Origin of the sequence: Anabaena subtropica FACHB-260, from assembly GCF_014697105.1 — a bacterium.
GTDB classification, from domain to species: Bacteria; Cyanobacteriota; Cyanobacteriia; order Cyanobacteriales; family Nostocaceae; genus Trichormus; species Trichormus subtropicus.
Map to the genome: position 1 here is coordinate 125,542 of NZ_JACJRF010000007.1, position 14,967 is coordinate 140,508.

A 14,967-nucleotide genomic window follows, 5' to 3' on the forward strand; every position below is an offset into this window, starting at 1 on the left:
TAGATAAATTCTTCGTTTGAAACCTTAGTAGCGGGAACGTCCACCGCCACCGCCGCCGTATCCTCCTCCTCGGTTTCCACCAAAGGAACCTCTATCTTCTTTAGGCTTGGCTTTATTCACTTTTAAATCACGACCCATCCACTCAGCACCATCAAGTCCCTCGATGGCCAGAGCTTCTTCTGCATCTGAACTCATTTCTACAAAAGCAAAACCGCGCAGTCGACCTGTTTCCCGGTCAGTAGGTAGCACAACCCGTTTTACAGAACCGTATTCTGCAAAAACAGTGCTGATATCCTCTTGCGTAACGTCGTAAGAGAGGTTCCCTACGTAAATTGACATTCTTTTCTCTCCAAAATCATGGCTGTGTAGAGATTTAAATTTCGGAGAGGAGTCCGTAAATACCAAAAGGAAAAGCCTGTTAATACTAAAAACAAAGACTATCACCGATTTAATTCTCACTGTCTATGATGGCATAAAAGTTAATTACCTGCATGAGTAAATGCGGTAATAATGGAAATTATGCAAAAAATAAAATTGACAATTAAAGCTAAAAATATTGTCATACAAGGCTTTTGACATCTTAAATTTTAGATGTTTCCAAATATTACAGTTCAAAATTACAATTTTGTTTCATAAATATTAGTGATATTATTTCTGATTTTTATCTTAATAACTATACTCAGGATAGATTGTATGAATCATTAACTTGGTGTAGGTTTTTTGATGCAATAAGCTATGTTCCAAATTGAGCGATCGCCCCAGGGTAAATTTAGCATTTGGTAGAGGAGGCGATCGCTTGCTGGAAAAGCAAAGCTTATTTTCGGTGCGATAAGTCCATTAAATTCGCTAATTTATAAACAATCCTCGCCCCTACATTACCATCCCACTCACCATCGCCGACTTCGCAGACATCGAAGCCAATAATTTTTCTCCCGCTATTCACCAATTCACGGAATAAACAAAAAACTTGCTCCAATTCCAACCCACCAGGAACAGGTGTACCAGTATGTGGACAAAGTTTCGGATCTAAACCATCTACATCAAAACTAATGTGAACGTATTCGGGCAAATGATTGACGATTTCTCGGCTTAGTTCAATCCACGTTGTACCAGCATAAAGCTTTTGTTTAATAATTGGGTCGTAGTATGCCACAATGCGACCATGCGATTCGTCAATCATCTGCACTTCATCATGACTAATATCACGCAAGCCAACTTGCACTAATTTAGAAATTTGCGGTAATTTCAACCCATTAAACATGATCGACGCATGAGAAAATTCAAACCCTTCATAAGCGTCGCGTAAATCTGCGTGTGCATCAATGTGCAGAATCCCAAAGTTGGAGTATTTAGCTGCTAATGCTTGGAAGTAACCCAAGGGTGAACTGTGATCTCCTCCAATCACTGCAACTTGCTTACCTTGATTCATTGCTGCTTGACACTGTGCAAATAGCCATTGATTTACCTGTTGAGAAGCCTGATTAATTTCTGTAATTACAGGTGTTAAATCTGGTGTGTCTGTCAGTAATTTACCTTGTGCTAGCCGTTCAATAATTTGTGCTGCTAAATCCCGATAATAATTGTTCTTATCTATAATTTGTTGGGGAATTTCTACTAAGAAAATTCCTTGTTTCCAGCCATCAGGGTTATCAAAATCGAATAAATCTAGTTGAACTGAAGCATCAAGAATTCTTTGTGGGCCGTTAGCTGTACCTGCACCATAGGAAACAGTTACTTCCCAAGGTACAGCGAAGACAATTAAGTTTGCAGAATTGTAATCGCATGGCAAGCCTAAGAGATTACCATTGATTTCTCCTACGCCGCTAGGGTTATAGTCTTGGAGTTGATTAATCATCGATTACCTGATTTACCTGGGTAGAAAATATGCCACCGGTTGAACATCTGTATTCTAATTCACATTTTACGTCCAGTCCCAATGACTATCAATTCAACAACAATGTCTCAGAGGTTATTTATAAAGTAAAAATAAAATTACTGTAGGGTGTGTTAGGCACACATTCGGAGATGATGTCTCACTCCAAGAATAAATTAAGCGCCTAACGCACACCATTATTTAGGGGTGCGTTAGGCTAACGCCTTAACACACCCTACTTAAGATTTACTTTATAAATAGGCTCTCAAGTGTTTGGTCAAAATTGCGTCTATAAAGCTGTTGACCATATTCTTCCCAGTCTTTGTCTGAAGAGTACGGTAATCGTCTTAATGTAGCCTGCTGCACATACGCCATTAATGGACGACGTAACGATTCATATTTTTGGAAGGCTGTCTCTATAGCTTGTCTATCTTGCCAATGATTGTCTTTGGCAATTTTAGCGATTAATGTAGCTACTATTAAAGCATCTTCCAATCCTTGGTTCGCACCTTGAGCCATGAATGGTGGCATTCCATGTGCTGCATCACCAACTAATACCACTCTTCCAGCACTCCAATTTGGTTGAATTTGAGGGGATTCATTTGTACTGGTCACACGATGAACGTAATACGGACGCTGCTCCATATTTTCAAGCGGAGATAAACGCACTAATTCCTTGAGTGCATGGGGAAATTCTGCTTGTTCAAACGTTTGTAGAGCTAATTCAATCCAAGAACTACCAGACTTATTTTGGATAGATTCCAAAGCTACAGGTAAATGTATGACATAGCCAAATTGACCACTAACTCTGCTAAATAATAATATCCTTGTATCTTGTGTGTCACCAACCGCCGTTCTAGACATCTCATTATGACAGATGGTGACAATCGGTGAGCCGTGCAGAAATTTTTCTTCCAGTTCTGTTTGCACTTCCTTGGGGATATCAACAATTGCCCGACAAGATATTGCCACAAACCCAGAATATTCAGGTATGGCAAAGTTTTGATTATGGCTATCCTTGTAAAGAACTTGACGAATTGTTGAGTTGATGCCGTCTGCGGCAACAATTATTTTAGCTCGGAATGATTTACTAATAGATTGTGGGGAATCAGCCTCTGATTTTTCCGAATTTGGATCATTCCAATAAGCATAGGGATTGGCTTCTAGGGTTGTATCAGATACACAATCTATTCGCACACATCCATTTTCTGGTTCATCTGTAATATTGATACAACGGTGATTAACTTTAACTTGATCTTGAGGTAGTAAATTTCTTAAAGCTGTTTGTAAATTGTACCAAGAAATTGATACTCGACCTTCGCCATAATCTTGAAACCAATCATCAAAACTGAGAGAAATTGAGCGAATTATCTCTCCTTGCAAATTTCTGTAATGCCATTTTTGCAAAGTATCAGGAGGTTTTTGGGCTTGATTTGCTGGCTGAGAATTAGAAAAAGTAATACTGGCTTTTTTTACTGCTTCGTAAGCATCATAATCTAAATATCTGAGAGATTGTAATCCATTAGGGAGAAGATCCAACCCTTGACCAACCTGACGAAAAGCGCGGGTTTGGTCTAATACAAGAATTTTTTCAATACCCCGTTTACGTAAACCGATAGCTGTAGCTAAACCAACAGGCCCAGCACCAACTACCAGAACGTCATAAGAAGTGAGAAAATCAGATGGGGTTAAGGCAGAGTTGTTTGTAGTTAGATCATGAGTTGATTTATGTTCTGGCATACTTACTACAAATGTCTTTTTAATAGGAAGTTAGGAATAGAAAACATCATAAACCACTGGTGATCGCCCTGATTGAAAGTGTTGTAAAATACAATATTTTTTAATAATTTAATTTTCTCAATAGCTACTAACGAAACACTGATTGATATCTTTTTATACCATTTATTTAATAGAGCGATCGCTTATCATTTAGCTGATTAAAAAACAGGAACTTCTTACCAGTTAACTCCATCATCATAGATAATGTGAGGAGTTTAATTTATGCCTGATTTAGCAAAAAATATTGTATTAAATTTAACAAATTTTAGTTTATGTTGCAGTTATATAGCAATAGCTACAAATCCTGTAGCTGCTGGTGAACCAATTATTGATAGCAAGTGTCGCTATCATCAGAGAACGCCAGAAACCTTTAGAAAAATTCCTCCACAAAATCGGGCAACTATATATTTCACATCTGGATTTCAGGCAAACAAACAAAAATATTTTTTACAAGTGCTAAAGCTTCCTAATGCTACAGGTGTTTTTTGTTTATTTAGTTCTAACTATCAAAAAAATAGGAAAATAACCAAAGTTCAACTTATTCAAGATAAGCAGATCGAAAAAGTGGAAAAACTTTCCGATCAAGCAGCTACGTATATAATTACCGTCAAAGGTGATAAAAATGAAAATATATTCCGAGCTTTTTATAAATTAAATCTCAGCAATCCCCATCAGCCGAAGTTGACACCACTAATCAAAATATACAAAAGCTAGACAAAAACGAGTAAGGGGAACAGTTGTATTTGGCAGCACCTGAAACTCTTGGTTCCTTCTTGTTAAAATGGTGTTTCTACTTGTAAATGAAGAGTGTCTCCTGAGTGCGGATGCTGGAAGCGGAGTTCTTTGGCGTGTAAGTGTAACCGAGTTGCTTCAGCTGTGCAACCATAAAAGCGATCGCCTAAAATAACAACCCCCAATCCTCGCGCATCGGACGCATGAACTCTCAATTGATGGGTGCGTCCTGTGAGTGGTACAAACTCTACACGAGTGTAGTCGCCTTCCCTGGCGATCGCCCGAAAATGTGTCACACTGGGTTTACCATGTTGCCAGTCAACTTGCTGATAGGGTCGATTGTGGGGGTTTCCCCACAATGGCAAATCAATTATTCCTGCATCTATGCTGACAGTTCCAGCAAGTATGGCTTCGTAAACCTTGTGGACTTGTCGCTGTTGAAACTGACGATTAATTTGACGGTAGGTTTGGCTGTCTCGCGCCAATAAAAGAATACCGGATGTATCTTGATCCAAGCGATGCACAGCCGCCAACATCATTCCCTCCGGTAACAGATGACGCAAACGGCTCAGAACACTATCTTGGGTGTGAAAATAACGACCAGGAACCGATAATAACCCAGCCGGTTTATTCACCGCAATCAGCCATTTGTCCTTGTAAATAATACTAATTTCTTCTTGACTACCGAGAGTTTTAGGTTTTATTCCCGACAACAAAAATCCCATCAACGGCTGACAACGTTCCACACAAGCGCCATAAAATTCACCCTGTATTTTATCTTCAGAAGATGAACCCCACCAGAATTCAGCCATTGTTAAGGGTTTGAGTTGATGTGTTGCTGCATAGTGCAGTAGTTTTGGCGCACAACAATCTCCTGTTCCTGTAGGTATGGAGCCACCAGGCATTAATTGCTGTAATGATAAAGATTGCCCTAAAAAATTCATTAGAGAGTAAGCAGCGTGCATTTGCGCTTGCAATTGTCGAGATAGGGCTTTCCGCTTTTGCTTGAGTTGCTGTATCCTGAGATTTCTTGAGGCGATCGCTTCCTCTAATGGTTGCAATATCCTATCTCGTTGTTGCTTGAGTCGCCGTCGTTCAATTCCATCCTGACGGCTTTCTTCGTCAAGCTCTTCCAGTGCAATAGTCAATGCTGCTTGAGAAAGAGTTTCCCATAGTAGTTGGCGTTTTTGTTGTCGTTGGTATTTACGATCACGATGGCGATCGCTCATTGCTTGCAACTGCTGCTCAAACTCACGAGCAAGAGTTGCGTACTGTTGTTTTTCTGGCTGTTGATTGAGAGTAATTAATTCCTGCTTAATAGCATCTAACTCAGCTAAAGTCCGCGCTTCTTCTAGGGCAACTTGTTCTCTCCCTGGAATTGCTGGAACCCAACTATCAACTACACTTTGACCATTAAGCAAGCCAGAGAAAGCTTTAATTACTCGTCTTTCACCAGACAGTGTTTCCACTAGTAATATGCCATACATTTTACCTTCACGAGAATAAAGCTCATCAGTGGCAAGGTGTTGCATTAAACTATGAGCGATCGCCTCTGCTAAATCAGTACGAGGTAGCCTCAAAAAATCACCAGATTGCCGACAATACCCTTCATACCAATAGTTAGCTGATGAGTTATCACCAGTCAAATTACATTCAATAAAATCTGATAACTGGTGCAGAACGTCTGTGAAAGACATGATGACAAATCTAGCCAACTCTTTGCCTACGATGATTTCCTATTTTACGGTGTACTGGAGCGATCGGTTATTTGTGTTGAAAGTGTGGTGAGGTGATGAGAAGCAGTTTTTTCCTTACTCGCCTCACCAATTACCTCAGTGTATTTATCGAGAAAATTATTCAACTCTGGCACGGAGTGCCGGGCTAGGGAAAAAAGATTGGAATCCCGCTTGCCGTTCGCTTAAACTGTCTGGAGTATAACCCCAAAGGCTACTGAAATAGAAAAATACTACACCCAGTCCACGTTCTCGCGTAGTCCTCACCTGTGATTTAATTTGTGACATGGGAACAGGGTTATTGCGTAATCCTGTCATAATCCCAATCCCAGTAGGTATAACTCTTTGTGCTTCTTGAATTTCTGGACGGGAAATAGTAGAGATGAAACTTTGCAGATTGGGACGATAGACTTGCACAATTAGCTCATCTACAATCTTTAAGCGTATCCAAGCAAGCCAGTCTTGTAGTTGAAATTTGTAAGCAAAATCGTAATAGTTGGGAGATACCGAGAACATCACCTGAGGTTTTCTCGTCTTTACAGCTTGGTTTAGCCGTACCATAAATGCCGTGATTTTATCAGCTCGCCACCGCACCCATGCGGCATCTTGATGATTAGCCGGCGGTGGATTTTTAGTTTCCTGGGTGTATAGAGAAACTGTATATTTATCGTAACCAAATTCATGAGGCAAACTCATGTGGTCGTCAAACTGAATACCATCGACATCATACTGGGTGACAATTTCCAGCACAAGATCAGAAATCAAACGTTGAACCTGCGGGTGGAAAGGATTAAGCCACACCACCTCACCAGCAGCACTAATTGAAGTTTGACCACCATCACGCTTTTGTGTCAACCACTCTGGATGGTTCATAGCTAATTCTGAGGTTGGAGGAGCCATGAAACCAAACTCAAACCAAGGAATAGCCAGTAAACCCTGGCGATGTGCTTGGTTAATGATATCTGCTAGAATATCATGTCCATCTGAGCCGCGAAATACAAAGGGTTGGATACCCGCCCTTTGTGCTACAGCGCTGGGATACATGACATAGCCAGAATTCCACACGACAGGATAGGCTGTATTGAAATTCATCTGCCGCAGTTTACTCATAGCATCCCGCACTTTCAGTCGATCCTTGAGGATATCAAAATCATTATTGGTCATCCACACCCCACGAATTTCTTGCCGGGGTAGTTGAGCAACAGCAGGGATGAAATTATTTACCAGTAATGCTGTGACAAAGGATATCAAAACTAGAATAGGGAAAAGACCCTTGAGCAAAGTCCGCCGACCAGTATCTGAGTGTCTACGCAACCAGTTGTGACGAAGGAAACTCAAAATCATCGATTTGAACGATGCGTTAGCTACCCACACGCGCCACAACATGAATTTGTGATGGAAATTACTAGCCATACAGTCTACAAGCTTTATTGCTTACTAAACAATTGGTTTATTAGTAGTTATTCAATGCGGCGCATCGAAATTTCTGCCTCAACAAAATTGAAGCATACTTAGCACAGTAAGTATAGTTGACGTGTTTTTTTCTAATTAGTGCCTAGTCTTTGTAGCTCAAAAAGTACATGAGAAGCAATATTGGCAATATGTTGATCAGATTAAATACTCAATTTACAACAATATTATTACTTAACTAAAATGTTATAATTATAACTTTATAATAGAATTTCAAACTGAAATTTTTCTGTGTGAATGTACGAATATGGGCTGTAACGTCGATTGGGTGATGAATGCAGTTATTGAGGAAGAACACTTATAACCATGTAATTTAAGATTATTTTCAGATTTACAGCAATTTTCATCTAGATGAGGTATTAACCTAGCCTCTTAGCGTGGAGGTAAAGGAGGTTCTATAAATGGGTTATCGTTGGGTAAAGAAACAGGGGGGATAGGAGCAGGAGTAGGCTCGATTTTTTTGACTGCAATAAAAAAGGTTTTTTGTTGCGGTGGTCGTTTACCGAATTTATCACTTACTCTAAGTGTAATTTCAGATGGAAAGGCTTGATTTACTGGAAGTCGTATTTCCCCTGATGGTAAACGGGTGCTACCAAGCAACTCTACTTGAATATCTTCTCCCTTTACTTTCCAGGTAATCAGAGCATTATCGCCTTCATTTAAAACTAAGTTTAACTGTTCGCTGTTGTTAATTCTAAAAGATTCTATCTGAAACTCTGGAGGTAATATCTCAATTTTATTTTCAGTCTGTTTAATATTTATTCTATTACTGCCATTATTAGAAAAAGCTTTTATTTCATAGATAAAGTTACCGACTTGAGAAGCGATAACAGGAATACTACATCTCAAAACTTTATTTTGTTCTTTACAAGCGCTTTTTAATTGCGGATTATCAATAACACCATTATTCAATCTATAACTAACAGGTTGTCCAGCTTGGATTTTATCCTCTGACCTACCGACAATCTCTAGCTTTGCAAGCAATTCTGGGCGAGTAATTCCCAAACTTAAAACTATGCTATTTCCTTTAATATATTGTTGCTTATCTGCCTTCAATTCAGTTATTTCTGCTATTGGTTTCTCGATAATTTCTACCTCAGTATTTTGAATATCTGTTTGCAACGGTCTTCGAGAAAAGAATGATATACCTTGTTGATAAGAAGCTTTCAGTTCAAAAACATATTTACCTTTAGTTTTAATTCCAGTTCTCACCCGATTGCAAATTAACTCTTGCTGTGGTGTTACTCGACATGGAGAAGATTCATTATTTTCACTCTTAAGCAACTCTGGCAATTTATCATTATTGAATAATGGCTCATTTGTTGCTGGCTCTTTTATTGTTACAACGAAATTCCGTAACTGCTTGTAATTGGAAATTTCCCAATTTAACCTTACTTCATCTTCACCTTCAGTTATTTTACGGCTGTCACTGCTAAAGGTCTTCACTTTTAAAGGATCAGGGTTTAAAATTCGCCAAATAACAAATCCTCCCCCTGCTAATAAACCCAATATTATTAATATTAATAACAGAAATTGCCACCAAGGACGTGCTTTCCATATTAAAATTCCCGGAAGTGAACTATCTTTTAAAGGAAGATTTTGTTTATCAATAATATTTACTTGGAAATTCATCTCTAAAGGTGCGCCAAACCAAGGTCTTCGCCACCAATGACGAGGTTTAATTGCCAGATTTACTTCTGTATTTTTAGTAGGTAATAATTTGATTTCTGCTGGGTCAAATTTATAAATTAACAGTTCTTCTTCTTCTTGATTTTTGGCACTAAAAGTAAATTCACGTACAACATTACCTTTATTAAAAAATAACAATTGATATTTACCAGAATGGCGACCAACTCTTCCTAAAATAGTATTTATTTGGGTATCTAGGGTATAGTTTGGTGAAATTTGAATATAGACTAAATCCAGTAAAACTAAGTCTAGATAATTTTCAGAATGTAAGCGAATTGTAGGAGAATAGTTACCAGCAAGAGTATTAGTAGGTGGACGAAATTCTAATAATATTTGACCAAGAGAACCAGGGTTAAGTTCTAGTGCTGTCACATCAGATAAACCTTGACCCTCAAACCCAGTTGTAGGGTAAGAAATTCTTAACCATTCTTCATCTAAATCAGGACAAGTTAAACGGAATCTGTCTACACGCAAGGAGCGATTTTCAATTTTCACTACTACTTGCAAAGGCTCATCAGGTTTGTAAATTAACTGCTTATCGGGGTTACTAGCTGGGTGAATGGAAAAAGTCGGGTCGTTTGCCCGAATTACAGTTTGTTCTTTGAGTAGTACTTTGATTTGATTTGGGAAGTTGATGGGTGTTTCTTGGGGATAATGCTCAGGTGAGTCTATGACTAAGGTATAGTCATAAGTCCCTGGAAGGGCATCAACTGGAATGTCAAACTTAAATGTAACTTCGTCGCTACTTTGTTGGGGGGCTATTGCTCGGCTTTCTCTGGGAGAAGTCAACCATCCAGTTATTTTTTGAAAAGTCTCATCAAAAGCCAAAAAGAAGTTGATAACAGCACTTTGTTCTCCAAGGTTGATGACAACCACATTCAGTTCAACCGTGTCTCCTGGCATTCCAGATTGTATACCAGGTGGGTTGATAATGACTTGTAGTGGATGAGATTGGAATTCCATAGCAGCTACTCTCTTAATTGATGCGGTGTAGTTTTACTTGAAAATCTTCACTTCCACTGACAACAATTCCCTGGCTACTTCTGAAGTGAATACTATTAATTTTTTTAGAACTTCTGTAAATGGTTTTACCTTTTGGTGATTTTGTTTTATCAAGTGTATAGTCGTCATTTAAGTTCCAAAGAACTACTCGTCCATCATCGCCACCAGTTACTAGCAATTTACTATTATCACTAAATGCTAGAGTACGTATGGCAAGTTTTGATTCATCTTGCCAACGGTCAAGATGGGTACAATTTAATTCGTTGATTTCTAGTTGGGAATTGGAATTTTGCGGAATTTCGCATTTATTTAAATCCCAAATGGTGATAAATCCAGCCGAATCAGAAGTTGCTAAAATTTTATTAGAAGAATTAGGAGAAATAGGTGCAAAAGCTAACCCCCAAACGTAATCCTCACGTCCACCTCTTGAGTCGATAGTCCCTAGTTTCTTTTGTGATAAACCTTTAAATTGATAATCGGGTTGATTAATATTCCAAGGTAGCACCAAAAAACGGTTAAAGTTGCCAGCAATAACTATTCTTGTATCATCTGGACTGATGGCTAAAGTTCGCGCTTGAAAATCTGAGAGTTTTAATTGATTTTTCAGGTCAATAACTTTTGGCTCTGCTATAAATTGACTATTAATTGATGGTCTTGACCAAACTCTCACCCTACCACTGCCATAACCACTAAATAGGTACAACGAATTTGTGGTAAAGATGATGTCAAATACTCTATCGCCTCCAGGAAGGTTTGGGTCTTGCAGTTGGCTTGTCAGTTTTCCTGTAGGTACATCCCTAAGTTCAATTACGCCACTATCTAAACCTACTGCCACACTTTTATTTTCTACAGGCTCAAAACGCAGGACTCGAACACTATCTTTAGTGATTGTTAACAAACCTTTAGGCTGATGATTGATACCACAGGCTAGAGGCTGTCCAGGAAATTCTACTGTTTCTAGAGGTTCTAATTTATTGGTGCTAATTCTCCAAATTCTAAGCGTACAATCATCTGAACCGCTAATCACATCTGTACCAATACCACTGACGCGAACTGAGTTAACAGAGCCTAAATGCTGAATTGGTTCTTGGTTTAAGAATAATGCTAATAATGCTGCTATTAGGGCAAGAATAGCTAACTGTAACCACAGGGGAATAATTGGGAAGACTAATAATTCTAGGGTTTGGGTAGCAGGGTCTGTACTTCCTAAACGTTGGTCTGATAATTCTGCTTTTACTTCTAATAGTAAAGTTTTTCTTAACCCTATCCAAGGACGTTTTGTGGTCACGTCTAAAATAATTTTAGCTGTCTCTCCTAGACTCAAATTGGCTGTTTCAGGATATTTTCTAAATTTGCATTTTTGCCAATCTCTACCCTGAATTTGCAGGTTAATTTCTTGCTGGAGGTTGCTAGAATTTTGAAATAACAATTCATAGGAAGCCGTATCAGATTTCCAGTCAGGCCACCAACGGCGTTTGTGAGGAATTTTTTGCTGTTTTTCTGGGGTACTAAACTTAATAAAACCCACAGGTAAGACTTCTAAGTGACCTTCTGCGTTGGCTGGATAACCATTATTGCTGGTAGCTTCTACATTAAAAGGATAATTTTGACTGAGTGCTTGAACTACAGATGGGGGTTGACATTGGAAGGATACTTCTGCCGTTCCTCCTGGGTCTATAGTTAGTCTTCGTTCGGCACTACCTTTCATCCATGAAGGATCAACACCTGTAAAATGCAATAAAACATTTGTTAGTTGTTGACCCAAGTTGCGTACACGTACGGGTATATCTACAGTGTTGCGGGGATAAATTTGAAATTCTCGCACTGGCAATTCCACACTTAAAAGAGTGGGTTTATTGTCAGACTCAATTTTTAAGCGTAGTAAAAGTCTGCGTTCTTGTCCTAGCTGAGGCGAAAAAATTCTCACCGTTAAGTTGACTGTACCGACAAACCCAGGGATGGGTGTATTAAAGATAAAAATTTGAAATTTTGTGCTGCTACCGTGTGGTTGTGCTGCTGCAACTTCTGGTTCGAGTCGATACCAGCGATATTCGGGATGGCGATTTTCTCCGGCAGCTGTAATTTCTAGTTGAAAATTAGCAAAGCGATCGCTGTCATTATTGACAGTAACTTCAAAGTAAACTGGCGGCTCACCTGGACGAAATATTAAATTTTGTGTAGAAAGACTGGCAAAAATATCATTTTGTCGCATATGTATGATGGGATTTTTGCTTTACTAATAAGCAGTAAGCTGTTAAGCCTAAAAGGTTCACTTTTTATAAACCATTCGGTAGAAAATTTATACAATCAACAGCTTATTAGAAAATCACGTTGCAGATTTGAGCAACAGGGACTAAAAAAGTATAAAACAGAACAGTAACCTTTGGCGCTAATGATGGCGAGTAATTTTGTGAACGATTTTGAATAGGTAATAATTTTGAATATTTTTAAAAAATAACTAGAGATGTGAGATTTTTATATATGCTTATGGGATTTCTCCTGTGATTGGTTGTCTGAAAAATAGAAAGTTATGAGTGAGTGGGAATAAGGCAGTAATTTTTGATTTCCTTGTTCCCTCGCCGGAACGGAGTTTCTTTCTTGAGAACGCCAAATGTGATAAGTAACACCTAGTATCATTCCTGTTGCTAAGACTATACTCAAGATTTGTAAGATTTTGAAAGATGATTTTTGAGATTGTCTATCTTCTTTCTTTGGTTGATAAATTGTATCTTCCTGTATTTGCGGTCTGTTTTGATTAAAAGCGGTTAGCCTTTGAAAGATGCTTTGCTCAGGCGTTTTGCTACTAGTAGTAGTAGGCTGACGCTTTTGCATAATTGTACGATCAGGAATTTGTTTGTCTCTAGAAATAGCTTTTGGTAGCGGTTGATATAAAGTTTTATCCGGTGGTGTCTGTTGTCTACTAGCACCAACAACAGGGGGACGTGGCTGCATAATTGTCCCCTCTGGGTTGTTTTGTGGATGAACGACAGGGGGACGCGGCTGCATAATTGTCCCCTCTGGGTTGTTTTGTGGATGAGCGACAGGGGGACGTGGTTGCATAATTGTCCCCTCTGGGTTGTTTTGTGGATGAACGACAGGGGGACGTGGCTGCATAATTGTCCCCTCTGGGTTGTTTTGTCCAGATTGCTGGGGGACTGGCTGCTGGGGAGACAGTATGATTTTCTGTCTGCTTTCTGGGAAATGGTTCGATTGTGAAGTAATAGAAACGTTTTGACTTAAGTCTTGATTAGGCAAATTTTGCTGCTGAACATTTGCTATTTCAGGTTGGCTTTCCTCCACAGGTTGTAGTGGTTTGAAAACTTTTTTGTCATCGCCATTGAATTGAGGTTGGCTTTCCTCCACAGGTTGCAATGGTTTGAAAACTGTTTCGTCATCGCTACTGACTTGAGGTTGGCTTTCCTCCACAGGTTGCAATGGTTTGAAAACTGTTTCGTCATCGCTACTAACTTGAGGTTGGATTTCCTCTACAGGTTGCAATGTTTTGAAAACTGTTTCGTTGTCAGAACTTATAGATGTTGGTTGTTGAGATGAGATAATAGTTTGTCTGAGTCGGTAAGCTGGGGTTGTTGCTGGTTGAAGCGCAGCTAACAAAGCTTGATGCAGTTCTTCTGTGGAAGCGAAGCGATCGCTTGCTTTTTTGTGGAGACATTTCATCACCACAGCTTCTAACTGCACAGATAAATGCTCACAACCAGGCTGCGATCGCAATTCCTTGGGTGCTTCATAGCTATGAGCGATCAACCACGAGGCTTCACTGACATTTTTACCTTTAATGTTTAAACTAAACGGGTCTGCTCCACTCAGCATTTCATAAAGAATGATTCCCAAGCTATAAATATCTGCTCTTCCGTCTATATTGTTATCGTTTTGGATCTGTTCGGGTGATGAATAGCGAAATGTCCCGATGAAGGCATGGGTTATCAGTGACATTTCTGACGATTGCTTACGGATTTTGGCAATGCCAAAATCTAAAATCTTTACCCAGTCGCCCAATTCTGTAGGTACTAAAAATATATTGTCTGGTTTTAGGTCACGATGGACAACCTTAATATGTTGGGTATTTTTGCCCCCATCTCGCTGTAAAGTTACCCCTTGATGGGCAAGCTGTAAACCCTTACAAACTTGCGCCATAATCTTTACCGTTTCCTCTACAGATACTTGCTTTTCCCGTTGTATTAACTGTCGCAGTGTTTGCCCGCGCAGATACTCCATTACATAAAATGGATATCCTTCTGGAGTAACACCGCAGTCGCTAATTTTAATGATGTGGTCGCTTTGTAGAGCCGCAGAAATGGCGATTTCTCTCTCAAACCGCTTGATCATTTCGGCTGAGGCTACTAGTTTATCTTTGAGAAGTTTTAGGGCTACCTGCTGACCGACACGAGTATCGGTGGCTAAGAATACATCTCCCATACCACCACCGCCTAAACGTTTGTCTAAACGGTATCGTTGGTTATCACCAACAAAGCAACCAATCCAAGAGTTTGACGAAGGTGGGTGGCTCATTTGGCAGAAACTATTTTATTACTTAAGTACTTGTGTGATTTTGAATCTCAATTACTAATATGACAAATTTTCTTTAATTGCGTAACACTGAAAATAAATTGTATTATTTATACACGATCATATTTTGTTAATCCTCCAAACCATGATATAAGAATTAATTGC

Annotated in this window: 10 protein-coding genes; 1 reads left to right on the top strand and 9 read right to left on the bottom strand. The window is 39.1% G+C overall.

What is annotated here, in order from left to right; genetic code table 11:
* Positions 1-24 precede the first annotated feature (24 nt).
* The 3 genes from H6G18_RS06315 to H6G18_RS06325 all read right to left on the bottom strand — a co-directional run bounded on the left by H6G18_RS06315 (position 25) and on the right by H6G18_RS06325 (position 3,613).
* Positions 25-339 (bottom strand): RNA recognition motif domain-containing protein, encoded by a 315-nt coding sequence (locus H6G18_RS06315; protein WP_190406237.1) that lies wholly within the window; start codon positions 337-339, stop codon positions 25-27.
* Positions 340-814: 475 nt separating this feature from the next.
* A complete protein-coding gene (speB, locus tag H6G18_RS06320) occupies positions 815-1,855 on the bottom strand; it encodes an agmatinase SpeB (RefSeq protein ID WP_190406238.1) in 1,041 nt (346 codons plus the stop codon).
* Between the two features lie 264 nt (positions 1,856-2,119).
* Complete coding sequence (locus tag H6G18_RS06325) at positions 2,120-3,613, bottom strand: FAD-dependent oxidoreductase (RefSeq protein WP_190406239.1); 1,494 nt, start codon at positions 3,611-3,613, stop codon at positions 2,120-2,122.
* 261 nt (positions 3,614-3,874) lie between these two features.
* Here H6G18_RS06325 and H6G18_RS06330 point away from each other — a divergent pair, with 261 nt between their 5' ends.
* Entirely contained in the window at positions 3,875-4,366 is a 492-nt protein-coding gene (locus tag H6G18_RS06330; RefSeq protein WP_190406240.1) for a hypothetical protein, read from the top strand.
* Between the two features lie 62 nt (positions 4,367-4,428).
* Here the strand turns inward: H6G18_RS06330 and H6G18_RS06335 are convergent, their stop codons facing one another.
* The 6 genes from H6G18_RS06335 to H6G18_RS06355 form a co-directional block, all read right to left on the bottom strand.
* Positions 4,429-6,081, bottom strand: coding sequence for an RluA family pseudouridine synthase (locus tag H6G18_RS06335; RefSeq protein ID WP_190406241.1), 1,653 nt, complete (start codon positions 6,079-6,081; stop codon positions 4,429-4,431).
* 44 nt (positions 6,082-6,125) lie between these two features.
* Positions 6,126-6,254 (bottom strand): hypothetical protein, encoded by a 129-nt coding sequence (locus H6G18_RS24995; RefSeq protein WP_277875572.1) that lies wholly within the window; start codon positions 6,252-6,254, stop codon positions 6,126-6,128.
* Positions 6,238-7,530 carry a glycoside hydrolase family 10 protein gene (locus H6G18_RS06340; RefSeq protein WP_190406242.1) on the bottom strand — a complete coding sequence of 431 codons (1,293 nt, stop codon included), beginning with the start codon at positions 7,528-7,530 and terminating at the stop codon, positions 6,238-6,240. Before H6G18_RS06340 ends, H6G18_RS24995 begins: the two co-directional genes overlap by 17 nt.
* A 429-nt stretch (positions 7,531-7,959) precedes the next feature.
* Positions 7,960-10,239, bottom strand: a complete 2,280-nt coding sequence (locus H6G18_RS06345; RefSeq protein WP_190406243.1) for a COG1470 family protein — start codon at positions 10,237-10,239, stop codon at positions 7,960-7,962.
* A 13-nt stretch (positions 10,240-10,252) separates the two neighbouring features.
* A complete protein-coding gene (locus H6G18_RS06350) occupies positions 10,253-12,490 on the bottom strand; it encodes a hypothetical protein (protein WP_190406244.1) in 2,238 nt (745 codons plus the stop codon).
* Between the two features lie 263 nt (positions 12,491-12,753).
* Positions 12,754-14,805: a serine/threonine-protein kinase gene (locus H6G18_RS06355; protein ID WP_190406245.1), complete on the bottom strand. Its 2,052-nt coding sequence runs from the start codon at positions 14,803-14,805 to the stop codon at positions 12,754-12,756.
* Positions 14,806-14,967: the final 162 nt, after the last annotated feature.

Bases quoted from the DNA above. Each gene is read 5' to 3' on its own strand.
- H6G18_RS06315 (WP_190406237.1), bottom strand. From the start codon at position 339: ATGTCAATTTACGTAGGGAACCTCTCTTACGACGTTACGCAAGAGGAT.
- speB (WP_190406238.1), bottom strand. From the start codon at position 1,855: ATGATTAATCAACTCCAAGACTATAACCCTAGCGGCGTAGGAGAAATC.
- H6G18_RS06325 (WP_190406239.1), bottom strand. From the start codon at position 3,613: ATGCCAGAACATAAATCAACTCATGATCTAACTACAAACAACTCTGCC.
- H6G18_RS06330 (WP_190406240.1), top strand. From the start codon at position 3,875: ATGCCTGATTTAGCAAAAAATATTGTATTAAATTTAACAAATTTTAGT.
- H6G18_RS06335 (WP_190406241.1), bottom strand. From the start codon at position 6,081: ATGTCTTTCACAGACGTTCTGCACCAGTTATCAGATTTTATTGAATGT.
- H6G18_RS06340 (WP_190406242.1), bottom strand. From the start codon at position 7,530: ATGGCTAGTAATTTCCATCACAAATTCATGTTGTGGCGCGTGTGGGTA.
- H6G18_RS06345 (WP_190406243.1), bottom strand. From the start codon at position 10,239: ATGGAATTCCAATCTCATCCACTACAAGTCATTATCAACCCACCTGGT.
- H6G18_RS06350 (WP_190406244.1), bottom strand. From the start codon at position 12,490: ATGCGACAAAATGATATTTTTGCCAGTCTTTCTACACAAAATTTAATA.
- H6G18_RS06355 (WP_190406245.1), bottom strand. From the start codon at position 14,805: ATGAGCCACCCACCTTCGTCAAACTCTTGGATTGGTTGCTTTGTTGGT.